Here is a 25,029-nt window from a genome sequence, read left to right as displayed (position 1 = left end):
CAAATAATGCTATTTTTGTGTAAAAAATAAACAATTTTGAAGGTTTGGTTTTTAGGTACAGGAACATCTCAGGGAATACCGGTTATTGGTAGCACTCACCCTGTGTGCCTTAGTACCGATATGCGCGATAAAAGGCTCAGGGTATCGGTATGGATACACTGGGCAAATTACTCGTATGTAATAGATTGCGGCCCCGATTTCAGGCAGCAGATGCTTACCTCCAAATGCCCAAAAATTGATGGCATAATTTATACGCACGAACACGCCGACCACACCGCGGGACTGGATGATATTCGTCCGTTTTTCTTCCGTCAGGGCGATATTCCCATTTTTGCGCACAAAAGGGTAATAGATAGCCTTAAAAAACGTTTTGATTATGTTTTTGAGGAAGAGAACAAATACCCGGGAGCACCATCGGTTAAGGTTATAGAAGTGGTTAATAATCAGCCCTTCTTAATTGGCGATAAAACCGCAATACCTATTAGCACCCTGCATGGCAGGCTGCCTATTTTTGGTTACCGCATAGACGATTTTGCCTACCTAACCGATGTTAAAACAGTAGCACCGGAAGAGCGAGAAAAACTTAGGGGGCTTAGTGTTTTGGTAGTGAGTGCCTTACGCCATGAGCCGCACAACTCGCACTTTAACCTTGAGGAAGCATTGGAGTTTATTGCCGATATTGCACCCGAAAAGACTTACCTGACGCATATTAGCCACATGATGGGTTTTCATGCCGAAGTAGAGAAGATATTGCCAAAAAATGTATTTTTGGCCTACGATAATTTAGAAATAACCATATAGCTACTAACTAATGAAAAAAAGCCTCTTTTTATACCTCTTTATTTTTGCATTGCTTATAAATGTATTCACTTATATGTATTTTACGAACGCCCAAAAGTATGAGGCTGAACGTGTTATAAAAATGCAGGAAAAAGTAAAAAAGGTTAGGGATAGTATTAAGGTTGCAGGTAACGAACGCAAGATAAGCGATTATTTTTCGATTGAGAATGATAACAATGCCCGCGATTACTTTAAGGATCAGGATATTGACGCTCTTGCCATTAGGGTTAGAGATGGCCTTTATGCACAAAACGCCAACCCAAAGGGAAACCCGTTAGTAGGGTATCCTGCTATGGATGGCAGGCCGTTTACCATTGCGAAAATTAAGATACTGAACCACAGATGGATAATAGTAGATTTTTCTAACGGCATACGCTGGGGCGAGGCCGTAATTAAATATTTTGTGGAAGATGACGGCAAAATTACCTACGAGCCAGTGGAAACTACCTTGTTTAATTTTGTACCTTATTAATTTTTTGTACTTTAGTTTACCGTAATTACTACTACTCCTGGTTATGAAAAAACTTGTATTGCTCTTTGCTGCAGCCAGTTGCATTGTTTCGTGCGACTTTATTCTTAAAAAGACTGATGACACACAAAGCGAAACCAAGACCGGCAAAAAAGTGGTTATAGGTAACGATAAAGATGAGATGGGCTGCGTAACATCAGCAGGTTACCGCTGGTCGTACATTACTAAAGAATGCATCCGCCCGATAGAGGAAGGCTACAGGCTTAACTCGATACAGCAGCTTGCCGGAGAGAGCAGCCAGCAGAGCGTATTTGTTGTTTTTGAGGAAGATGGCGACCGCGCCGAACTCTATTTCCCTAACCAGACGCACTCTATAATGCTTACACGAGAGTCTAAGAACGGGCCTTTTAAAGATGCCCACTGGCAGTTACAATCGCTAAATGGGTATAAGCTTAAAAAGGACGGATTGCTACTGTTTGCAGGGGCTGCCGCCATTCAGGAGGGCCAGGTTACCGGAGATTATAAAGAAGAAAGCTAATAAGCCAATAGATATAAAATCAAAAATCCCGATCGTTTAATATGCGATCGGGATTTTTTTATTTATGGAGTTTTTTGGGTGGAATAACTAAATTGAAGCTCATGTAAAATATTAAGCTAAATTCTTACAAATTTTATATTTTAAATACCCTCTTATTTTGCAATTTTTGCTAAAAACAGCTATTTTGTTAAGTTGTTGATTATCAGCATAAGTCGATTTTGATATTTCACTTTCGGACTTGGAGTTACGCTACTTTTGCAATAATTTATTTTAATGGCTCAAATTTTGGTTGAGCATGTTTATTTCAATCTTTATAAAAGCGCACCTTTACAAAATTTTTAGTTACGCAGTACTGCACAACTGCCTTCAGTACTGCCGGTAAATAACCGCCGTAACTTTGCAGAAGAAATTAGGGGTTAGGGGTAAGTATAAGTAAGGTGTTATTTAATATTCAATTGAAAAGTTAAATATATTGCCTGCTTCGACAAGCTCAGCATGACAAAATCTTCTAACCTCTCGCAAAGTATTCAACAAAAAAAGGCTAAAGTAATGCGCTGCTTAAAAAAGCCATACACCACTTTAACCCTTTAAATATTTGCTTGTAATTAATAACTATGGCATTAATGCATCAAGAATATCAGGATATACTACCTCTCCGGTGTTACGGTTAAACAGGGCCATGGTGTGGTTACCTATAAAGCCGTTATCCCAATAAACAGGAACCAATCCGTGGGTTCTTGCCGAGTTGGCTACATAGTTAAGGTAATAGATCCTGAAGGTTTCGCTTCCAGGTACATCGGTACGAACAATAGCGCCAAACTCGCCTAAAATTACGCCTACGCCATTATCTACAAATTTGGTTTTCATTTTCTGGAACTGTGCATCTACAAAAGCTTCATTAGCCCAGGTTTCAGTTTGTGCAGGGTCGGTAGCAATAGATCCCCATTGTGTAATGGTGCTGTTTTCGTTCAGGGTAAAGTTGTAAGGGTCGTAGTAGTGTACCTCCATTAACAAGCGGGTAGGGGTAACATCTACCGGTATTGCTGCAAAAGCAAAAGTGTGGTCTATGTTAGTGTTAAAGCCCTGCACGGCAAGGTAGCGGTAAGCGTTGCGCCCGCCGGTAGCGCGCACAGCGGTAACAAATGTTTGGTTAAAGCTATTTTGTACGGTGTAGTATTCAGATGTTGGCGTGCCATAATCGCCGTCTACCATAACCTCGTTGCTTCCTGCAAAAATCAGGTGGTAGTCGTAATCGCGAAAATGTGTGGCAACTTGTTTCCACATAATGGCAAGGCGGTTGTTAACATAAGCCTGCTGCGCGTTGGTTGGCTGCATCCATCCGCCATCCCAATGCTCGTTCATTATCACATACATATCGTTATCGCGTGCATAGTTTACAACCTCTTCTACACGGGCAAGCCAGGCAGGGTTAATGGTAAAGGTAGCATCGTCAGAAAAATTGCTCCACGATACCGGTATGCGTATGGTTTTAAAACCGGCCGCTTTTACAGCATCAACAAGCTGCTTGCTGGCCATTGGGTTGCCCCATGCGGTTTCTCCGCCAATAGCTTCAAGGGTATTGCCCAGGTTCCAGCCCGTGCCCATTTCGGCGGTAAGCTGCACGCTGGTCATGGTGCTCATGTTGCTTGGGTCGGGTGCAATGTCATAAGTAATGGTACTGCTGTTCTCGTTAGCCGATTGCTCAATTTGCACCATCCTTGTTTCAGATCCTGATGCTACAGTAATAGTAGCAGTACGGGCCTCTTCGGTATCATTTTCAGCTATTACCAGCGAAACATAGCCCATGCCGGTGCCCGATGTGCCCGAAACAGTAAGCCAGTCGGCAGAATTGGTCAGTGTCCACATAGCATCTTTTTCAAGGTGAATGTTCATAACGGCATTGCCGTTTTTGGCGCTAAACAGCATGGTTTCCGGAGTGATGGAAAATGCAATTGGGTCTTTGGTGGTCTTGGTGTCATCGTCTGAGCAAGACATACTGCCCACAAATAAGCACAGGAGCAGCACCGTTTTTAAAAGGTAACTTTTTTTCATGGTTTGGTTTTTTGAGTAAAAATTATTGTGTAGTAGGAATGCGATTTATAAATTAACTATAACGTTTTATTAATTGGTCAAAATGACTACAAGTGTAAAACTTATTTTTTGTATTAGCAAAATATTTAGCTTATTATTTTTTATATCGCAATTTTAAAATTAAAAATGTAGGATATACGTAAACATCGGCGTTTGTAAGAATACAGTCCGATATTGTCTGAAAATAATATATTTGCTAATATCTAAAGGTGTTTATACTGCCCTGATTAGAAAATATTTGTACTTTGCTTAGCATTACATATTGCATTTTCTTGATAACTTTTGCCTTGCGGGTGCTTATGCAAGCTTTGAAATCGCAGGGTTTTGCTTAGATTTGAAATGTAGAAAATTTGCAAAAAATAGAGATAGATTATGGGGATGTTTGTAATTAGCAAACGGGCTAACGGAGATTTTAAATTTGTTTTTACATCCAGAAAGGGTAAAATTATTTTTACCAGCATTGGCTGTAAACATAAATCGGATTGCGAATTGATGATTGCCGGGATTAAAGATAATATTACATTGTTTGCCTTTACAAAAAATACCACTGCCAGTGGCAAGCATTTTTTCAGGTTGTCTAAGGGCGGACTCGTTTTGGCTACCAGCCGAAAATATTCGACAGAGCTAAGTATTAAAAAGGGCATTACCGAGATTATGAAGTACGTTCCGCTTTCTGAAACCCTTGATTTTTCTGAAACCGATGCTATATTTGCTCCTGCCGAAGATGTTTTTGCAGAGGCTACCGAATAACTAAAACCCATGCAAAAAATAGATTCTCACCAGCATTTTTGGAAATTCGATCCCGTAAGGGATGCCTGGATTGGCGATGCAATGCACAAGATAAGGAGGGATTTTTTGCCGGAGGATTTGTTTCCGCTACTAAAACAAAGCGGCATTGCCGGCTGCGTTGCCGTGCAGGCTGACCAGAGTGAAGTGGAAACCAATTTTTTACTCGGCTTAGCCGAAAAAAATAGCTTTATTAAAGGCGTGGTAGGGTGGATAGGCCTTACCGATAATAACATTGCCGAACGGCTTGAATATTTTTCATCGTACAAAAAACTTAAAGGGTTCAGGCATATAGTAGAGGGCGAGGCTCCCGGTTTTATGCTGCGGCCCGATTTTGTAAATGGCATTAGTGCCCTAAAGCCATACAATTATACCTATGATATTTTGGTGCGCCCGCATCAGTTGCAGGATGCTATTGCCCTTGTAAACCAATTTCCTAACCAACCGTTTGTGTTAGACCATAGCGCCAAACCCGACCTTAAAACGGGTGACATAGCTACCTGGAAAGCACAAATTAAAGAGCTGGCTAAAGCTGATAATGTACTGTGCAAAGTATCAGGATTAGTAACCGAAGCACATTGGGATGATTGGTCGGCGCACGATTTAAAACCCTGCCTTGATACGGTTTTTGAATGCTTTACACCCAAAAGGATATTGTTTGGATCTGACTGGCCGGTGTGTAACCTGGCGGCTAATTATGCCACTGTTGTAAGAACGCTGGAGGATTATACTGCACAGTTAAGCGAAACAGAACGGGAGCAGGTGTGGCATAAAAACGCCCAAACGTTTTACAATTTAGATAGTTAGCCTATAACATAGGTCATTACTTTATAATCAAGCATTAACTTAATCAGGCTAAAAATATTTTTAGTAAATTTGGGTTCTTCTATGATTATGAAAGACTTTACAACCGCGACTTTTAATCACAGATATGGAACCCTCTATATCTTTACAATTATAAGATTACGCTTATTTTTACTTCTTGCCTTATTGTCTCTCTCGGCAAAAGCACAGCAACTTTTGCCTTTTGTAGAAAACTTTACCAAGTCTGAATATACCGGCGATAACCAGGTGTGGAATGTTACACAGGGCACCGATAACGCCATGTATTTTGCCAATAACCACTTTTTTTTGCGCTACAACGGTGTGGTTTGGGAAAAATATACCCTGCCCAATAAAACCATTATACGATCGGTTTTTGCCGATGGCGATAAAATATACTGCGGGTCGTATAAAGAGTTTGGCTACTGGAAAAGGAGCAACGGAAAAATGCTTTACTATTCGCTCTCAAAAGATAAAAAGCTGTTTTCCGGTAATGCCGATAACGAAGAGATCTGGAAGATATTTAAGCACAGGGGCGTATTGTATTTTCAGTCGTTTAACGAGCTGTATATAGTTAATGGCAACACTACAGAGAAAGTCAAATTCCCAACCCAGATATCCTATTGCTATGTTATTGATGATAAAGTTTATGTGGCATCTGTAAACGATGGTGTGTATATTTTAAAAGACAAGACATTTGCTAAAAATGCCGCATGGGCCCCACAGTTAACCAATACTATTATTCACGGTATCGAAAAGCATGGTGGGCAGTTGTACATTTTTACAAAAAACAATGGGGTTTTTGTTGGTAATGATGCTGCAATTAAGCCGTGGGATAGCCCGCTTAACACCATAGTGAAAGAGGAAGTTATACTCTCGGCAAAGTTTATAAACAATAGCCTGCTGGCCATCGGCACATCGCGGCAGGGACTATACATTATAAATACCCTAACGGGCGAATACAAGAACATCAACCGTAATAACTCGCTAAAAAACAACACGGTACTCTCCATAACCCTTGATAACGAGAACGATTTGTGGCTGGGGCTGGATAATGGCATCTCGCATGTAGAGATCAACTCGCCGGTATCGCTGTTTACAGATAATTCCGGTGCACTGGGGTCGGTTTACTCGCTGGCCACTATGAGCAATGGCTATCTTGTGGTAACCAACCACGGTATATTTACCTATAGCAATAATATGTTAAAAGGGGTGCCTAATTCTCAGGGGCAGGTTTGGGATATTTATAAACACGATAATAAGTTTGTAGTAGGCCATAACGATGGTACCTACCTTTTTGATGGCACTACCCTTAAAAGGCAAAGCACGGTTAACGGCGGGTGGAAGTTTTTAAAGAGCACTTATGATAATGCTTACTTTCTGACCAACTACTCGGGTATTGCGGTCTATAAAGATATTAACAACCTTACGGAGTGGAAGATACTCGACAGTATTAAAAAGCCCATACGCAACATTGTACAAAACAGGGCAGGGGAATTGTGGGGCGCCGATAACTACCGCAGCCTGTACCGCATTACTTATGACGCCGATTTTAATGTAAAAAGGGTACAGAACATATCGGCAGAAAATAATATTAAAAGCGACTTTGGGGTTAAGATATTCAACTTCAGGAACCAGATACTTTTCCTTATCAACAACACCTGGTATACCTACAATAGCGTAACCAACAGGCTCGAAAAAGATAAGATATTCAACGCATCGTTTAGCAATATCTCTGATATTATACTTATAGACGATGACAATTTTATGGTTATCAAAGAGGGTTTGCTGTATGTGGTTACACAAACGGCCGATACCTTTTCGTGGCAGCTCTTGCCCGAGAAATACTACCAGGGCAGGCTTATATTAGAAAATACCCAAATATACCGCGATGGCAAAAAGCTGCTCATTAACCTTGATGATGGCTTTATAGCCTTCGAACCCTCAAAAAATAAGGCTACTCAACCTAAAGTAGTTATAGAGGGCTTTTACAATAACGCCTTTATTACCGATGCCACCGATATTAAGTACAACCAGTCGGTCGAAATTCATTCTATTACCTCATGTTTTGGCTACAACAGGCCTGCCCTGTATTATAAGCTAAATGGCAATGGCAAGTTTATTCCGGTAAAAAATGGTAGCATAATTTTAAACAACTTAACCAGCGGTACACAGCAGGTAGAGGTATATTACAACAATGGCACACAAAATATAAAAGTCGGCGAATACAATTTTGATGTAGACAAGCCGTGGTACTTTTCGTTCTGGATGATAATGGTTTACATTGTAACCGTATCTTTAGTGCTATTTCTGTACTATAGGTGGAACAAAGTAAAATATACGCAAAAAATACGCCTTAATGAAGAAGAGCTTAGGCACCGCACCCAAATACTGCAATTAGAATTGGAGGCAGAAAACCAACTAAGGCAGCAGGAGCACGAAAAGCACATGCTTGAGATGGAAGTGCAAAACAAAGCCAGCGAGGTGGCCGGTAAATCGTTCTCCATAGCCAAGCACAGCGAAATGATAGAGAGCATCCAGGCTGTTTTAGAGGCCGAAGAAGATGGCGAGCAGCTAAAATCTAAGGTTAAAAAGATAATCAAAACAAATGCCATCAATAAAAACGAGTGGCAGAGTTTCGAAAAGAACCTGCTTAAAAGCCATGAGGAATTTGTAGCCGCATTATCTAAAAAATATCCACTCTTGACCCCAAAAGATATTAAGCTTTCCATCTACTTAAAGATGAATTTATCCTCTAAAGAAATAGCCCCACTAATGAATATTTCTTTCCGTGGCGTAGAGTTGCACCGTTATCGTTTGCGTAAAAAGTTGGGCATTGGTCAGGAAGAAAGCCTTTACAAGTTTATGATATCTATATAAAACCCCTGTATTTTTATTATATCCTCATAAAACTAAGTATTCGGCTACATACTCAATACTACATCACTACTACATCATCACTAATTATTTAAGTTTGATATTTTGTATCTAAATATTTGAATATTAAATGTTTAATAATATGAAATAGCTGTATGATGTAGTTAAGAGCAGCTGCTCTTAACATTACTATAACGTTATCGTGTTGTAGTTTTGCTTCACTAACCTTTAAATATCATTTTTATATGAAAAACATTATTCTTGGATGTTTGTTGCTGTTGTGTGGTGCAAGCTACGCGCAACAAATTACAGGGCAGGTGCTGGATGCAACAGGGCTACCCGTGCCCGATGTTTACATTACTGCCGATGGTTCTAAAACCAACACGACTGCCGACATTGATGGTAATTTTACCATACAGGCAGCCGAGGGAGAAATGCTTACATTTTCGATGCTTGGGTTCGACAAACTATCGGTTCCGGCAACAGCAGGGCCAATGAAAGTTGTACTGCAGGAAAGCGCCTCTACAACATTGGAAGAAGTTGTGGTAGTGGGCTACGGTACCCAAAAAAGATCTAACCTTACAGGTGCGATTGGTACAGTAAAGGCAGACCAGTTTACCAAACAGCCTGCATTTAATGCTATGCAGTCTATACAAGGTAAAGTAGCGGGTGTGCAAATTATTAATAACGATGCGCCTGGCGCAGCTCCTACGGTAAGAATCAGGGGTTTAGGTACAGCATCGGCAGGTACACAGCCACTGTATGTAGTTGATGGTATTGTAACCACAGATATTAAAAACATCAACCCGTCTGATATCGAAACAATGGACGTTTTAAAAGATGCCTCGTCTGCCGCTATTTACGGTTCGAGTGCAGCTAACGGTGTAGTTTTAATTACTACTAAAAAAGGTAAGGCCGGTAAAATGAACATTCAGTTAAGTTCGTCTTACGCAACCAAATCGATCCTTAACCAGGTAAAAATGGCTAATGCAAGCCAGTACATTACTTATTATAACGAAAACAATGCTGCGCAAGGCAACACAACCGGGTTTTTATCGGCTAACCAGCCTTATAATACCGATTGGTTCGATGCCGTTTCGCGCATTGGTAGTACACAACAAAATAACATAGCCCTTTCTGGAGGTGGCGATGTTGCACAGTATTATTTTAGCTACAACAATTATACTGAGGATGGTATACTTGCAGGCCAGGGCCTAAACAGGAACACCATACGTATGAACAATACATTCAAATTTTTTGACAACAGGTTAAAAATTACGCAAAGTGGTAGTATGGCGTTTACTAAAAGTACGCCTAAACCGTTTAGTGCTTTTGATGAAGCTTACAGGCAGGCACCAATTGCCCCAACATACTATCCTAATGGTGCCTTTGGCCAAAACTTTTACAACACTACTACAGGTGTTATAGGTTACACAGGTGCAGCAGGCGAAAACATTGGGCGTTTAAACTCTACAGGTAACCCATTGGCAAGTGTTTACTACACCAACCAGGAAACTAACACCACTGCTTTACAGGGTATGTTTGATGCAGAATTGCGCTTAACCGACTGGTTAAAAGTTAACTCAAGGGTTGGTCTTAATAAATCGTACGGTAAAACAAGAAATTTTAACGACATAAGGGGCCGTTGGCTAACCGCCGACCCAACAAGAACCTCTGCTGCTTTTGACGATCTTCAGGCTCAAAACGAAACATCTACAGAGTATGCAAATAACTCTCTTGCTTATACCAATGATGAATCTTTCCGTTACAACTGGGATACGTTCTTAACCTTCAACAAACAGGTAGACAAGCACGACATTACTGTAATTGCAGGTATAACTAAAGACAGAAGGAACGATAATTATACACAAACCACTACAGGATACAATGTACCTGTACAAAAACAATACTGGAATCTAAAAGAGGCTTCTATGTTTAGTGCAACGGGCTTTTACAGTACTCCAACTCAAATTCTGTCTTATTTTGGTCGTTTACAGTATAATTTCGACGAAAAATACTTTTTTACTGCCAACGTAAGGAGAGATGGTAACAGTAACTTTAAAAACAGCGAGAAATACTGGGGTACATTCCCATCGTTCTCTGCAGGTTGGGTTTTAACTAAAGAAAACTTTTTAAGCGACGTTAAAGGCCTTGATTTCTTAAAAATACGTGCCGGTTATGGCGAACTTGGTAATGCCGATGTTCCTTTTAACCAAACGCAAATTTACACTGGCGGAGATAGTGGTAACTACAACTATGTTCTTGGTCCTGATCAGCAATTAGTACAGGGTGCTTACTTAGGTTCTCCTGCACAACCCTTAAGTTGGGAAGTAACCAAAGAGGTAAACGCCGGATTGGATTTCGAATTTCTGGACAGAAGGTTAGGTGGTAGCGTAGATTATTACAACAGGCGCACTACCAATGCAATTTTACTGGTAACCCCACTTTTAAACTCACCTAACATTGACAATTATTATGATCATGGAGCCGAGATTAAAAATGAAGGATTTGAAATAGGCCTGAACTGGAAGGATAAAATTGGCGAAGACTTTAATTACTTTATTGGCGGTACACTTACACAAAATAAAAATAGTGTAACTAATGTAAAACAGGCTTATGATGGTAACATTGGTGGTAGCCTTGGTAATGGCCAGATAACTAAAAGATTGCAAAATGGTCAGCCAATTTATTCATGGTGGATGTATGAAGCCGAGGGGGTTTGGCAAACTCAGGAAGAAATTGATAACAATGCCCACCTTGCAACAGCACAACCGGGCCAGTTAAAATACAAAGACCAAAATGGCGATGGTAAGATAGACGATGCCGATAAGAGTTTTTACGGTAACTCTATGCCTAAGTTTAATTATGGCCTTAACATTGGGTTTACATACAAAAACTTTGATTTTTCTGCCGATGGTTACGGTGCAGGAGGTAACAAAATTTACAACGGTTTAAAAGGTACACGTATTAACGGTGGAGAGAATTTTGCTGCCGATATGTTTAACGGCCGTTGGACGGGGCCCGGAACATCTAACACCAAACCGGGTGCTAACAGAGATGCAATTGCATCTACCTACTATCTTGAAAAAGCAGATTATTTCAGGATCAACAACATAACCGTTGGTTATACTTTTAGGGATATCATTAAAGAGATACCTCAAATAAGAATTTATGCAACTGCCATGAACCCGTTCTTATTTACTAAATACACAGGGTTTACCCCAGAGCTTAATACTCCTAATGCCGATGGTAGCGTAACAGCAGGCGGTGTATCGGGTATAGAGCTTGCGGCTTATCCTAATGTAAAAACATTCTTGTTTGGTGTTACTGTAGACCTTTAATATAAAAAGTTATGAAAAAACAATATAAAAAAATAATATGCCTGTTTTTTGGTGCGGCTATACTGGCAGGCTGTAGCGAAGATTTTCTTGAAGTAGATTCAAGGCAATACATAGATGTTGAAGATCAGGGTATTATTACCCCGGAGCAATATGTAAATGGTATTTATGGTATGCTTACCGAGTGGGATTATGCTTTCTCTTACCTTGGTATTACCGAAATGCTATCTGATAATGCCGATAAAGGCAGTTCGCCGTCTGATACGGGGGGCGATAAAAAAGAGCTCGACGATTTGGTTTTTACCAGCAGCTCTGGTTCTTTTGGTGCCATGTGGACCAACTGGTACAAGGCTATTGGCCGTGCCACCAATGCCATAGAATATACCGAAGGTTACGGTATTACCGATGAAGCTTATAAAAACCGCCTTATTGGCGAAGCTAAATTTTTAAGGGCATTCAACTACTTTTACCTTGTAAGAGGTTTTGGCGATGTGCCATTACAGCACATTAGCCTTGTAGAGCGTGCCCCTAAAGCTGATGTTTATGCTTACATTGAGGCCGATTTATTAGATGCCATAGATAAATTACCTTTAAAAAGCGATTATACAAGTGCTAATCTTGGCCGTGCTACCAAAGGCGCAGCTCAGGCATTGCTTGCTAAAGTATACATGTACGAGCAAAAATGGCAGCAAAGCTATGATATGGCTACTACAGTAATCTCATCGGGCCAGTATGGCTTAGAGTCAGATTACGCAGTGCTGTGGAGGGCATCGAGCGAAAACGGAACTGAGTCAATTTTTGAGGTTCAGGCACGTGGCGAGGTTGTAGCACATGGTGTACAACAATATTCTGAAACACAAGGCGCCCGTGGTACCAGCGGATGGGGTTGGGGCTTTAACACACCATCTCAAAACCTGTTAGATGCTTATAATGCAGAGGGCGATGTAGTTAGGAGAGATGCTACCATAATATTTGCAGGCGAAACCCTTTGGGATGGCCGAGAGGTTAGCGCCTCTGTAGAGAACCCAATGTATAACGAAAAAGCCTACTCAAGCGCCAATGCTGGTGCAGGCGATGGCGATAAAAACATCCGCGTGCTTAGGCTGGCAGAGATTTATCTTATTCAGGCTGAAGCTGCTAACGCTTTGGGTAACGATGCTACGGCTCTTGCTTCTTTAAACCTTGTAAGGGAAAGGGTTAACCTACCGGCTGCCACAGGTGGCGGTACAGATCTTAGAAACCTTATCTGGAAAGAAAGAAGGCTGGAACTGGCCTTTGAGCACGACCGTTGGTTCGACCTTGTTAGAACAGGGCAGGCACAGGCTGCAATGGCCGCTGCCGGTAAAACCTTTATTGTGGGCACACAAGAGCTTTTCCCGATACCTTACAACCAGTTAATTCAAACTCCGGAAATGACACAAAACCCGGGGTACTAATAATAAAACACAAGCTATTCTTTCCCCGCAAGGGGAAAGAATTTTTTATATGATGCTAAAAATCAAATCAATGTACAAAATATTACTTGCACTGCCACTGGCGCTTTTACTGCAATGCGGTTCAGATGCTACACCATCTCAGGATGCTGCTGCGCCTCAACAGCCGGCTGCGCTAAGCAACGATGAGTTGCTGGATCTGGCTGAAAAAGATGCACTTAAGTATTTTTGGGACTATGCCGAAACCAACTCCAAACTGGCAAGGGAAAGGTATCATACCGATGATCCTGCGCTGGAGGCCAATGTAGTAACCACAGGTGGTTCGGGTTTTGGTCTTATGACCATTTTAGTAGGCATAGAGCGTGGTTTTGTGCCTCGTGGCCAAGCAGTTGCACGTTTACAAACATCGCTTAACTTTTTGCAAAATGCGCAAAGGTTTCACGGTGCATGGCCCCATTGGATGGACGGCAATACCGGCAACGTAATACCCTTTGGCACAAAGGATAACGGGGGAGACCTTGTAGAAACGTCTTTTATCTGCCAAAGCCTTATCTGCATCCGCGAGTACTTTAAAAATGGGTCGGCCGAAGAGCAGGCGCTTGCCCAACAGGCTGATAACCTGTGGAAAGGCGTAGAATGGAACTGGTACACCAAGGGTGGCGAGAACGCTTTATACTGGCACTGGTCGCCTAACTATGGTTGGGATATGAATTTTAAGTTAGAGGGCTATAACGAATGCCTTATTACCTATGTAATGGCGGCAGCATCGCCAACGCATACTATTGGTGCAGAGGCGTATAAGCAAGGTTGGGCCAGGAGCGGCGGCATAACCAACGGCGGCAGCATGTACAATTTGCCGGTTGTATTTAATTACAACGGAGCTACAGGCAATGTAGGGCCAATGTTCTGGTCGCATTACTCGTATATGGGTCTGGACCCTAGAGGTTTATCAGATGCGTATGCCAACTATTGGACGCTTACCCAAAACCATGCTAAGATAATGCACGCCTATAGTGTAGACAATCCTAAAAAATTCAATGGCTATAGCGATGCCTGTTGGGGGCTTACTGCCAGCTACACCCGAAACCCCGATGGTTCAACGGGTTACACGGCACATTCGCCTACTAATGATACCGGCGTGATATCGCCAACGGCCGCTTTATCGTCTTTTCCTTACACTCCGGAAGAATCTATGAAGGCACTGCGCTTTTTTTACGAAGATATCACCTGGAAATCAAGGATTATTGGCGTAGCGGGCCCTTATGATGCCTTTAGCGTTCATTATAACTGGGTTACACCGCGTTACCTGGCTATAGACCAGGGCACCATTGCACCCATGATAGAAAATTACCGTACCGGCATGCTCTGGAACCTGTTTATGCAGGCACCCGAAGTGCAACAGGGTTTACTCAAATTAGGGTATCATTCTTCACAACATGCGTTTTAGTTTCGCAAGTAAATGCAGGCAAATTGCTGGTGTAAATTAGTTCGATCATCGGTCAAAAAGCCGCTATAATATACCTATCGGTATATAATTTTGGGCTTAGTTAACCAAAAATATAAAATATACCAGTTGGTATATTCGGCAATCTAAACAGGTTGCAAAAGCATACAAAATCATCAATAAAAATAGTACTATGAAATTAAACAAAGCCTTACTTTTATTATTAGCCTTTTCGCTTTCGGCGCATGCGCAAAAAGCCAAGACCAGCAAAAAAATTAAGCCCCGCAACGAGTTTGTAACAGAACTTATGGGTAAGATGACCATCGACGAAAAAATTGCCCAGTTGGTGCAATACACTGCCGATGGGACCATTACCGGACCCAAGAGTGGCGATAATTTTGTGGCAGAAATAAAAAAAGGCAATGTAGGGTCTATACTTAATGCTACTAACGTTAAGTATACCCGCGAGATACAGGAGCTTAACCTTAAAAATTCGAGGTTAAAAATTCCGTTGCTTTTTGGTTATGATGTTATTCACGGTTACAAAACCATTTTTCCTATAACGCTTGGCGAAACCGCTTCTTGGGACCTTGAGGCTGCTAAGCTATCGTCTCAGGTGGCTGCGGCCGAGGCTGCTGCATCGGGCGTGCACTGGACGTTTGCGCCAATGGTAGATATTAGCCGCGACCCGCGCTGGGGCCGTGTGTCTGAAGGTGCCGGAGAAGATACCTATCTGGGTTCTAAAATGGCCTTTGCCCGTGTAAAAGGCTTTCAGGGCGATAACCTGTACGATATTAACACCATACTTGCCTGTACCAAGCACTTTGCTGCTTATGGTGCTGCCGAGGCCGGCCGTGATTACAACACGGTTGATATGAGCGAGCGCGTATTGCGCGAAACCTACCTGCCGCCATTTAAAGCTACTGTAGATGCGGGTGTGGCTACGTTTATGACATCGTTTAACGAAATTGCAGGCGTACCCTCTACAGGCAATAAATTTTTGGTAAACGGCATCCTTAAAGGCGAATGGGATTTTAAAGGCTTTGTGGTTACCGATTATACCGGTATTAACGAAATGGTGCCGCACGGCTATGCTAAAGACGATGCCCATGCCGGCGAGCTTGCCCTTACCGCAGGTGTAGACATGGACATGGTAGGCGGCGTGTTTTTAAAACATACAAAAAAATCGTTGGCAGAGGGTAAGGTTACCGAAGAGCAGATTAACGATGCCTGCCGCAGGATACTGGAAGCTAAATACGACCTGGGCCTTTTTGAAGACCCGTACCGTTACAACGATGAAAAGCGCGAAGCGTCAACCATCTATAGAAAAGAGCACCTGGATGCTGCCCTAAAAGTAGCCAACAAATCGATGGTGCTGCTTAAAAATAACAACAGCGTGCTGCCATTGCGCAAAGAGCAAAAAGTAGCGTTTGTGGGTCCGCTTGTTAGCGATGAGGCCAACATTATAGGCTCATGGGCTGCCGTAGGCGACCGTACCGGCTATGCTGTAAGTGTAGAGGAAGGCGTTAAAAAACTAATTACCGATAAAAGCAAGGTAAGCTTTGCTAAAGGTGTTGAGATTAAAGACACTAAAAAGGATCTTATGAAGGCAGCGCTGGATAATGCCCGCAATGCCGATGTTATTGTTGCCGTAATGGGCGAGTTCGAAAACCAGACGGGTGAGGCTGCATCGCAAACCGATATTAACCTGCCGGGCATACAAAAAGAGTTTTTGGCCGAGCTTAAAAAATTGGGCAAACCCGTTGTTTTGGTGCTGCTTAACGGCCGCCCGCTTACCCTTAACTGGGAAAACGAAAACATGGATGCCATTCTTGAGGCATGGTTTCCGGGTACTATGGGTGGCGATGCCATTGCACAAACCCTGTATGGCGTAAACAACCCAGGCGGTAAACTGCCAATGACGTTTCCGCGCAGCGTAGGGCAGGTGCCAATTTACTATAACCACAAAAACACAGGCAGGCCGTACCTTGGTGCTAAAGATGCCGAACAAAAATATAAATCGCGATACACCGATTCAGATAACAGTCCGCTATTTGCATTTGGTTACGGCTTAAGCTATACTAAATTCGACTATTCTAACCTTAAAATATCATCTAAAACCTTAAATGCCAACGGCACTGTTAAAGTAAGTGTAGATGTTGCCAACACCGGTAATTATGATGGCGAAGAGGTAGTACAGCTGTATATTAAAGATGTGGTAGGATCTGTTACAAGACCGGTTAGGGAGCTTAAAGGCTTTAATAAGATACTGCTTAAAAAAGGCGAAAAGAAAACCGTAACGTTTGATATTACTGCCACCGACCTTAAATTTTATACTCTTGATATGAAGTTTGCCGCTGAACCGGGCGACTTTGAGGTATTTGTAGGGGGTAGCTCTAATGCTGAACTGACTGAAAAATTTGTTCTCGTTAATTAATTTACTTTGTTAATTTTGGAAAATAGCTGCCTGTAATGGGCAGCTATTTTAATATAATATGATTAGGTTTATTGATTTCAGTATCAATTAAGTTGAATTAGTAGGCACAGTATCGCGTAGCGATTTAATTTAGGTAGAGAAAGATACAGCCCCAGGCTAATTTCCCGTAAGGAATCAATTTTTCCATTTCCGGATTCAAATAATAAAATTATCATGAAAAAAATCCTCATCCTTCTATTATTACTACTTGTTGCACAAGGGTATAGCCAGCAAAAAACCTACTGTAACCCTATAAATATAGATTACGGCTATTGCCCCATACCCAATTTTGTAACACATGGCAAGCACCGCGCTACGGCCGACCCGGTTATTACTTTTTTTAAAGGCGAATACTACCTGTTTAGCACCAACCAATGGGGTTATTGGCACAGTACCGATATGGTAGACTGGAAATTTATTCCGCGTAAATTTTTAAGGCCGGAGCATAAAGTGTACGATGAATTGTGCGCGCCATCGGTATCGTTTGTAAATGATACGCTTTTGGTTCTGGGCTCTACACATACCAAAGAATTCCCTATCTGGATGAGCACCAAGCCCAATGGCGACAACTGGAAAGAGCTGGTGCATAAATTTGAGGCCGGTGCGTGGGACCCTTCCATATTTTGGGATAAAGAAAAAGACGAAGTGTACCTGTACTACGGTTCCAGCAACCTGTACCCATTGTATGGCGTTAAGCTGAACAGGAAGACGTTTCAGCCGGAAGGCGAGGTAATTCCCGTGCTGGCATTAAACGACGATGAGCACGGCTGGGAACGCTTTGGCGAGCATAACGATAATACGTTTATGCAACCCTTTACAGAGGGGGCTTTTGTAACAAAGCACAACAACAAATACTACCTGCAATATGGCGCACCGGGCACCGAGTTTAGCGGCTATGCCGATGGCGTGTACACCAGCAGCAACCCGTTGGGCCCGTTTGAGTACCAGTCGTTCAACCCATTTTCGTACAAGCCGGGCGGCTTTGCAAGAGGGGCAGGGCATGGGGCTACCTATCAGGATGTTAATAATGCCTACTGGCATGTATCTACCATTGTAATTTCTACCAAAAATAATTTTGAAAGGCGTCTGGGCATCTGGCCTGCCGGTTTTGATGCCGATGGCGTTATGTATTCTAATACCGCCTATGGCGATTATCCTACCTTCCTTCCGGCGGCAGGTAAAGGCCATACGGGGCTTGCTTCATTTTCGGGGTGGATGCTGCTTAACTACAACAAGCCGGTGCAGGTATCGTCTACATTAGGCGGGTTTCAGGCCAATTACAGTACCGATGAAGATATTAAAACCTATTGGAGTGCCAAAACAGGCAATAAGGGCGAGTATTTAATATCCGACCTTGGCGAGGTAAGTACCATTAATGCCATCCAGATTAATTACGCCGACCAGGATGCTGATATTATGGGTAAACCCGAAACCACTACGGGGCATAAATACATTATTTATCAGTCTAACGATGGCAAAAAATGGTCGGTTTTGGTAGATAAAAGCAAGAATACTAAAGATGTACCGCACGATTACATAGAGCTTGCAAAGCCTGCAAATGCGCGCTACCTAAAGCTGGAAAACCTGCAAATGCCAACGGGTAAATTTGCCATAAGCGGTTTAAGGGTATTTGGCAAGGGGGCAGGGGTTAAACCTGCGGCAGTACAAAACTTTGTACCCCTGCGTGCCGAACCCCGCAAAAAAGGCGAGCGCCGCAACGTTTGGTTCAAGTGGCAGCAGGAGCCGCAGGCCGACGGTTATGTTATTTACTTTGGTAAAGATCCTAACAAAATGTACGGCTCGATAATGGTGTACGGCAAAAACGAATATTATTTTAATGGCCTGGACAGGACCGATGCTTATTACTTTAAGATAGAAGCCTTTAATGCCAACGGTATAGGCCCGGCATCTGACATTAAAAAATCAGAATAGGTTTGTAGTTAGAGTTTTAGATATAATATAAATTCCATACAGGAAATAGTTATTGCTACCGAAATTGATTGCTTGCGGCAAAGTAACCGGCTATATGATGTAATAAATATATCAGATGTGATGTCTGATATTTACATTATAGGCAAAAGCAATACAGATATATCCCGTAGGGATTATATTTCGGTAGAAAATAAAATCGTGCGTGAGTAAGTTTTCCCGTTAGGGAATCAGTTAATAAAACAATTAATTTGCGGCCTTAAGCAGTTGCGCCTTATTGGTTATGGTTATTTTTTTACCAGATAGTTCTATAACCCCCAGTTTATTAAATTCAGATAATAGCCTTATGCAGCTTTCGGTTGCGGTGCCCACCATTCCGGCCAGCTCCTCGCGCGAAAGTTTAACCTTAAGGCTGTTATCTGGGTTTATGCCAAACGTATCCTGCAAATAAACCAGCGTTTCGGCCAGGCGTTGTTTTACTGATTTTTGCGCCATAGTAACCAAATGCTCATCGGCCTCTTTAAGGTCGCCGCAAATGGCGCGCATCATATTCATAGAAAATTGGTTGTTTTGGTTAAACAGCCCCATAATCTCTGTTTTGGGTATAAAGCATACCTCCATATCTTCTAATGCTACGGCGCTAAGGTTAACCGGCTCATCGCTAATCATAGAGCGCTGGCCCAGTAATTCGCCTTTAGATATTAGCTTAACAATCTGGTCGTTACCGTTAGCGCTAAGTTTAGTAAGCTTGCAAACCCCGTCTTTAATACAAAAAATGCCGTTTACATTTTCGCCTTCGGTAAAAATGGGTTCGCCTTTTTTAATAGTGTAAGATGATTTGCAGTCGGCAATTTTAAGCAGCTCTTCTTTGTTTAGCGCCTTTAACGAGCTAAACTCCCTTACTATACATTGTTCGCACTTACTCATAACTACTTACCCTATTGGTTGTGCAAATTTACTGAAGTTGTATGACAAATATCATATTTTATTGCTTGTTGTTGCAACAACTTTGCATCAGGTAAAATGAGCATAGTATGAACACGCACAATTGTTTTCACTGCGGGTTGATAATCGAAAAAAAAGAGGAGATAGTTTTTGAACAAAAATCGTTTTGTTGCAACGGCTGCAAAACCGTGTACGAGATTTTTAGCCTAAACGGCCTTACCGATTATTACAACTTTGAGAAAGCGCCCGGCGCCACTCCGCAGGACATTAAGGGCAAGTACGATTTTTTAGAGAACGAGGCTATTGTAAACCGCCTGCTGGACTTTAAAGAAGAGCACACCCACATTATATCACTCTACATTCCGCATATCCATTGCAGTTCCTGCATCTGGATACTCGAAAACCTGCACCGGCTTTGCCCCGGTATAAGCAGCTCTCAGGTAAACTTTCACGAAAAAAAGGCCCGTATACTATTTAATCCACAGGTAGTATCGCTTACGCAGATAGTATACCTGCTTAACTCCATTGGCTACGAGCCATACATAAGCCTTGATAATTACGACAGCCAGAAAAAAAACGTAGACCGCTCTTTAATTTACAAGCTTGGGGTAGCCTTTTTTTGCTTTGGCAACATCATGCTGTTATCCTTCCCCGAATATTTTGAGGTAGAAGAGTACTGGCTGGACAATTACCGTGGTTTTTTCCGATGGCTGATATTTGCACTGGCGCTGCCATCTTTTATCTACGCAGCAAGCGGGTATTATGTGTCGGCATTTAAAAGCATCAGGGCGGGCATGCTTAATATAGATATTCCCATAGCGTTGGGTTTGGTGGTAATGTTCGTCCGCAGTACGGTAGACATTGTTTTTGGGTACGGGTCGGGATTTTTCGATAGCCTTGCGGGACTGGTATTTTTTATGCTGCTGGGCAGGCTGTTTCAGCAAAAAACGTATAACTTTTTATCGTTCGAACGCGATTTTAAGTCCTATTTCCCCATAGCAGTCACTAAAATTGTAGGTGGACAGGAAATCGCCATTCCGGTTTATGATGTTGTAATGGGCGACAGGCTGCTTATCCGCAACAGCGAGCTTATTCCGGTAGACGGTATATTAATGAGCGATACCACCAGCATAGATTACAGTTTTGTAACCGGCGAAGCCGAGCCAATTACCAAAAAAAGCGGCGACAAAATTTATGCCGGCGGCAGGCAAATGGGCCCGGTGGTAGAAATGCAGGTGTTAAGTTCGGTATCGCAAAGCTACCTTACCCAATTGTGGAGTAACGAAGTGTTTGCCAAAAAAGACAACCGTACCTACAAAACCCTTACCGATACCATTAGCCGCTATTTTACGCCGGTGCTGTTGTTAATAGCTGTAGTGTCGTTTAGCATCTGGATATTTATAGATACCACCACCGCCTTTAATGTGTTTACTGCCGTGCTAATTGTGGCCTGCCCGTGTGCACTGGCATTAAGCGCGCCTTTTACCGTTGGCAATGTGCTGCGCATTATGGGCAATAGAAAGCTGTACCTTAAAAACGCCACGGTTATAGAGCAAATGGCAAAGGTAGATACCATTGTTTTTGATAAAACGGGCACCATTACTACCAATAAAAAATCAGAGATTACCTATCAGGGCGAGTATATCGATAATAAGGAGCGTGCCTTTATAAAATCGCTGCTGCGGGGGTCTAACCACCCACTTAGCAGGAGGCTGTACGAATTTTTACCAGCATCGCAGCTATTGCCCGTAGACGATTTTAAAGAAGTTACCGGCAAAGGTATACAGGGCACAATCGACGGTTTTTATATACGAATAGGGTCGGCGGCCTTTGTAGGCGAAGAGCCTGATACCGTACTACAAACCAATGTACATATTTCCATTAACCGAAATTACCAGGGCAAATATGTGTTTGATAACCAGTACCGCGATGGCCTTGGCGAGTTGTTTGCCCAATTAGGCAAAGGGTATGAACTCAAGATACTATCGGGCGATAACGAGGGCGAGCGCGAAATACTACAAAGCCTGCTGCCAAAGGGCACAGAGCTGATATTCAATCAAAAGCCGGAACAAAAACTGGCTTATATAGAGCAGTTGCAACAGCAGGGCAAAAACGTAATGATGGTGGGCGATGGCCTTAACGATGCCGGTGCACTGGCGCAGAGCAATGTAGGTATATCGATATCTGAGAATGTAAATGTATTTTCGCCCGCGTGCGATGGTATTTTAGATGCCTCGCAGTTTAAAAAACTGGGGTGGTTCCTTAAATTTTCTAAAAATACTATAACTACCATAAAGCTGAGTTTTACACTCTCGCTGCTCTACAATGTGGTAGGATTGTCTTTTGCCGTTACCGGAAAGCTACAGCCCCTTACCGCTGCCATTATTATGCCGCTTAGCACCATAACCATTGTAAGTTTTGTAACGCTAATGAGTAATTATTTTGCACGGCGCAGGTAGCCACACAATGCCTTGCGTCTTACCAACCTGCAAGGTTTCTAAAACCTTGTAGGTTTAAAATAGCAACCTGTAATATATACCTACAAGGTCTTAAAGACCTTGCAGGAACGCCGAAAACACCTTAAAAACATCACAAGGCATGACAAATATCATGTTTTATCCCATCCCTCAAAAGTAACTTTGTTAACATAAAATTAAGACGTATGAGCGTAATCTATTTACTAATAACCATAAGCATTATAGTGGCACTGCTGTTTTTGTATGCCTTTATAAAAGCCGTAAAACAAGGGCAGTTTGACGATGACTACACACCATCGGTACGGATGCTTTTTGATGATGAAACCAAACCAAACGACAACAAAACTAACAAGGACTGATTATTATGGAAATGCAGCAATTTTATTACGACAATAAAATAGTCAAAAAATTTCTCTATGCCACCATAGTGTTTGGCGTAGTGGGCATGGTAGTAGGGCTGCTTATAGCCTCTATGTACATGTTTCCTGGGTTAACCGATGGTATTTCGTGGCTGAGCTTCGGCAGGCTCAGGCCGCTGCATACCAATGCAGTAATATTTGCCTTTGTGGGCAATGCCACTTTTGCAGGGGTGTATTATTCGCTGCAAAGGCTGCTTAAAACCCGTATGTTTAGCAATGCCCTCAGCAACATTAACTTTTGGGGCTGGCAGCTAATAATTGTTGCCGCCGCCATATCGTTACCCCTGGGCTATACATCATCTAAAGAATATGCCGAGCTGGAATGGCCCATAGACATTGCCATTGCAGTAATATGGGTGGTGTTTGGCATCAACATGATAGGCACCATTTTAAAGAGGAGGGAACGCCACTTGTATGTAGCCGTATGGTTTTACCTGGCTACGTTTATAACGGTAGCTATACTGCACATTTTCAATAGTCTGGCACTTCCGGTAAACGGATTAAAAAGCTACTCGGTGTATGCCGGCGTGCAAGATGCTCTGGTGCAATGGTGGTACGGGCACAACGCCGTAGCCTTCTTTTTAACCACACCGTTTTTAGGACTAATGTACTATTTTGTGCCTAAGGCCGCCAACAGGCCGGTGTATTCGTACAGGCTGTCAATAATTCACTTTTGGAGTTTAATATTCATATACATCTGGGCGGGTCCGCACCATTTATTGTATACCGCGTTGCCCGACTGGGCGCAAAACCTGGGTGTGGTGTTTTCTATCATGCTAATTGCACCATCCTGGGGTGGTATGATAAACGGTTTGCTAACCCTTCGCGGCGCATGGGATAAAGTACGTACCGAACCGGTTCTTAAATTCTTTGTGGTAGCCATTACCGGCTACGGTATGGCAACGTTTGAAGGCCCTATGCTGGCACTTAAAAATGTAAATGCCATAGCGCATTATACCGACTGGATCGTGGCACACGTACACGTGGGTGCCCTGGCATGGAACGGTTTCTTAACCTTTGGTATGATCTACTGGCTTATACCCCGAATGACAAAAACAACACTATACTCTACTAAGCTGGCTAACTTTCACTTTTGGGTAGGTACGCTGGGCATCATTATGTACACCCTGCCATTGTATGTTGCCGGTTTTACACAGGCAAGTATGTGGAAACAATTTAACCCCGATGGTACCCTTAAATACGGTAACTTTTTAGAGACGGTTAAAGAAATTATACCCATGTACTGGATGCGTGCCATTGGTGGAACACTTTACCTAATAGGTATGATAGTGTTGGTTTACAACATTATACAAACCATCCGTCAGGGTCAAAACATTGAAGATGAGTATGCCGAAGCACCGGCACTTCAAAAAATAACTACAAAAAGGCTTAGCGGAGAGAAATTTCACCCGTGGCTGGAACGCAGGCCTATACAGCTTACCATACTGGCGACTATTGCGGTGCTGATTGGCGGGGTTATCCAGATTGTGCCTACCATAATGGTTAAAAGCAACATACCTACCATATCAACCGTAAAACCCTATTCGCCATTGGAGTTGGAAGGCCGCGACCTGTACATACGCGAAGGGTGCGTGGGCTGCCACTCGCAAATGATACGCCCTTTCCGTAGCGAGGTAGAACGCTATGGCGAATACTCCAAATCGGGAGAATATGTGTACGATCACCCGTTTTTATGGGGCTCTAAACGTACAGGCCCCGATTTAATGAGGGTAGGCGGCAAGTACAGCGACAACTGGCACTTTAACCACATGTGGGACCCGCAAAGTGTCTCAGAAGGTTCGATAATGCCGGCGTATAAATGGCTGTTCGATAACAAAAAAGCCGATTATACCGAGACCCGGAAAAAGATGGAGGTTATGGAGCAATTGGGTGTGCCCTACACCAAACAGGATATTGCCCATGCCTCTAAAAACATGGCTGCACAGGCTGATAAGATTGAAAAGAGCCTGTATGCCGACCCTGATTTTGTAAAGAGTTATGAGGCCAGTAAAAAGGCTGCCCTCGCCAGGGGAGAACTGTTTGTGCCCATGAGCGACCGCGAGATCATTCCGCTAATTGCTTATTTGCAACGCCTTGGCACCGATATTAAAATAAAAAACGCAACTGCCCAACCTAAAAAATAAA

General features: G+C 42.6%; 16 protein-coding genes. 14 read left to right on the top strand and 2 right to left on the bottom strand.

The features are described from left to right. Positions 1-36: 36 nt before the first annotated feature. From G509_RS0115325 to G509_RS22965, 3 genes are read left to right on the top strand one after another with little or no spacing between them, the layout of a single operon-like run. The gene (locus G509_RS0115325) at positions 37-801 is read left to right on the top strand and encodes an MBL fold metallo-hydrolase (protein WP_026992348.1); all 765 of its coding nucleotides are present in this window, start codon (positions 37-39) and stop codon (positions 799-801) included. 10 nt (positions 802-811) lie between these two features. Beyond that, positions 812-1,312, top strand: coding sequence for a hypothetical protein (locus G509_RS0115320; protein WP_026992347.1), 501 nt, complete (start codon positions 812-814; stop codon positions 1,310-1,312). Positions 1,313-1,355: 43 nt separating this feature from the next. Then, positions 1,356-1,847: a hypothetical protein gene (locus G509_RS22965; protein ID WP_051200250.1), complete on the top strand. Its 492-nt coding sequence runs from the start codon at positions 1,356-1,358 to the stop codon at positions 1,845-1,847. Positions 1,848-2,459: 612 nt separating this feature from the next. Here G509_RS22965 and G509_RS0115310 read toward each other — a convergent pair. Beyond that, positions 2,460-3,899 (bottom strand): cellulase family glycosylhydrolase, encoded by a 1,440-nt coding sequence (locus G509_RS0115310; protein WP_026992346.1) that lies wholly within the window; start codon positions 3,897-3,899, stop codon positions 2,460-2,462. A gap of 411 nt (positions 3,900-4,310) precedes the next feature. Here G509_RS0115310 and G509_RS0115305 point away from each other — a divergent pair, with 411 nt between their 5' ends. The 8 genes from G509_RS0115305 to G509_RS0115270 all read left to right on the top strand — a co-directional run bounded on the left by G509_RS0115305 (position 4,311) and on the right by G509_RS0115270 (position 19,046). Further along, entirely contained in the window at positions 4,311-4,688 is a 378-nt protein-coding gene (locus G509_RS0115305) for a YegP family protein (RefSeq protein WP_026992345.1), read from the top strand. Between the two features lie 9 nt (positions 4,689-4,697). Continuing rightward, positions 4,698-5,531, top strand: coding sequence for an amidohydrolase family protein (locus G509_RS0115300; protein WP_026992344.1), 834 nt, complete (start codon positions 4,698-4,700; stop codon positions 5,529-5,531). 213 nt (positions 5,532-5,744) lie between these two features. Further along, a complete protein-coding gene (locus tag G509_RS0115295) occupies positions 5,745-8,426 on the top strand; it encodes a helix-turn-helix and ligand-binding sensor domain-containing protein (protein ID WP_242604842.1) in 2,682 nt (893 codons plus the stop codon). A gap of 242 nt (positions 8,427-8,668) precedes the next feature. After that, on the top strand, positions 8,669-11,764 hold the full coding sequence (locus G509_RS0115290) for a SusC/RagA family TonB-linked outer membrane protein (protein WP_026992342.1): 3,096 nt from the start codon (positions 8,669-8,671) through the stop codon (positions 11,762-11,764). Between the two features lie 11 nt (positions 11,765-11,775). After that, positions 11,776-13,197, top strand: a complete 1,422-nt coding sequence (locus G509_RS0115285; RefSeq protein WP_026992341.1) for a RagB/SusD family nutrient uptake outer membrane protein — start codon at positions 11,776-11,778, stop codon at positions 13,195-13,197. 70 nt (positions 13,198-13,267) lie between these two features. After that, positions 13,268-14,641, top strand: a complete 1,374-nt coding sequence (locus tag G509_RS0115280) for a glucoamylase family protein (protein WP_026992340.1) — start codon at positions 13,268-13,270, stop codon at positions 14,639-14,641. Between the two features lie 190 nt (positions 14,642-14,831). Next, the gene (locus tag G509_RS0115275; protein ID WP_026992339.1) at positions 14,832-17,075 is read left to right on the top strand and encodes a glycoside hydrolase family 3 N-terminal domain-containing protein; all 2,244 of its coding nucleotides are present in this window, start codon (positions 14,832-14,834) and stop codon (positions 17,073-17,075) included. Between the two features lie 213 nt (positions 17,076-17,288). Continuing rightward, on the top strand, positions 17,289-19,046 hold the full coding sequence (locus G509_RS0115270; RefSeq protein WP_026992338.1) for a family 43 glycosylhydrolase: 1,758 nt from the start codon (positions 17,289-17,291) through the stop codon (positions 19,044-19,046). A gap of 243 nt (positions 19,047-19,289) precedes the next feature. Here G509_RS0115270 and G509_RS0115265 read toward each other — a convergent pair whose 3' ends face one another. Beyond that, complete coding sequence (locus G509_RS0115265; RefSeq protein WP_026992337.1) at positions 19,290-19,970, bottom strand: Crp/Fnr family transcriptional regulator; 681 nt, start codon at positions 19,968-19,970, stop codon at positions 19,290-19,292. A gap of 107 nt (positions 19,971-20,077) precedes the next feature. Between G509_RS0115265 and G509_RS0115260 the strand changes: the two genes are divergently transcribed. The 3 genes from G509_RS0115260 (at position 20,078) to ccoN (ending at position 25,028) form a co-directional block, all read left to right on the top strand. Next, positions 20,078-22,447, top strand: coding sequence for a heavy metal translocating P-type ATPase (locus G509_RS0115260; RefSeq protein WP_026992336.1), 2,370 nt, complete (start codon positions 20,078-20,080; stop codon positions 22,445-22,447). Between the two features lie 203 nt (positions 22,448-22,650). After that, positions 22,651-22,824, top strand: a complete 174-nt coding sequence (gene ccoS / locus G509_RS0115255) for a cbb3-type cytochrome oxidase assembly protein CcoS (protein WP_026992335.1) — start codon at positions 22,651-22,653, stop codon at positions 22,822-22,824. Positions 22,825-22,829: 5 nt separating this feature from the next. Continuing rightward, positions 22,830-25,028 (top strand): cytochrome-c oxidase, cbb3-type subunit I, encoded by a 2,199-nt coding sequence (ccoN, locus tag G509_RS0115250; protein ID WP_026992334.1) that lies wholly within the window; start codon positions 22,830-22,832, stop codon positions 25,026-25,028. The last annotated feature ends 1 nt before the right edge of the window (position 25,029 follow it).

Origin of the sequence: Flavobacterium subsaxonicum WB 4.1-42 = DSM 21790 (assembly GCF_000422725.1) — a bacterium.
In the GTDB taxonomy this organism is placed as follows: domain Bacteria; phylum Bacteroidota; class Bacteroidia; order Flavobacteriales; family Flavobacteriaceae; genus Flavobacterium; species Flavobacterium subsaxonicum.
This window is presented reverse-complemented; position numbering and strand designations above follow the sequence as displayed.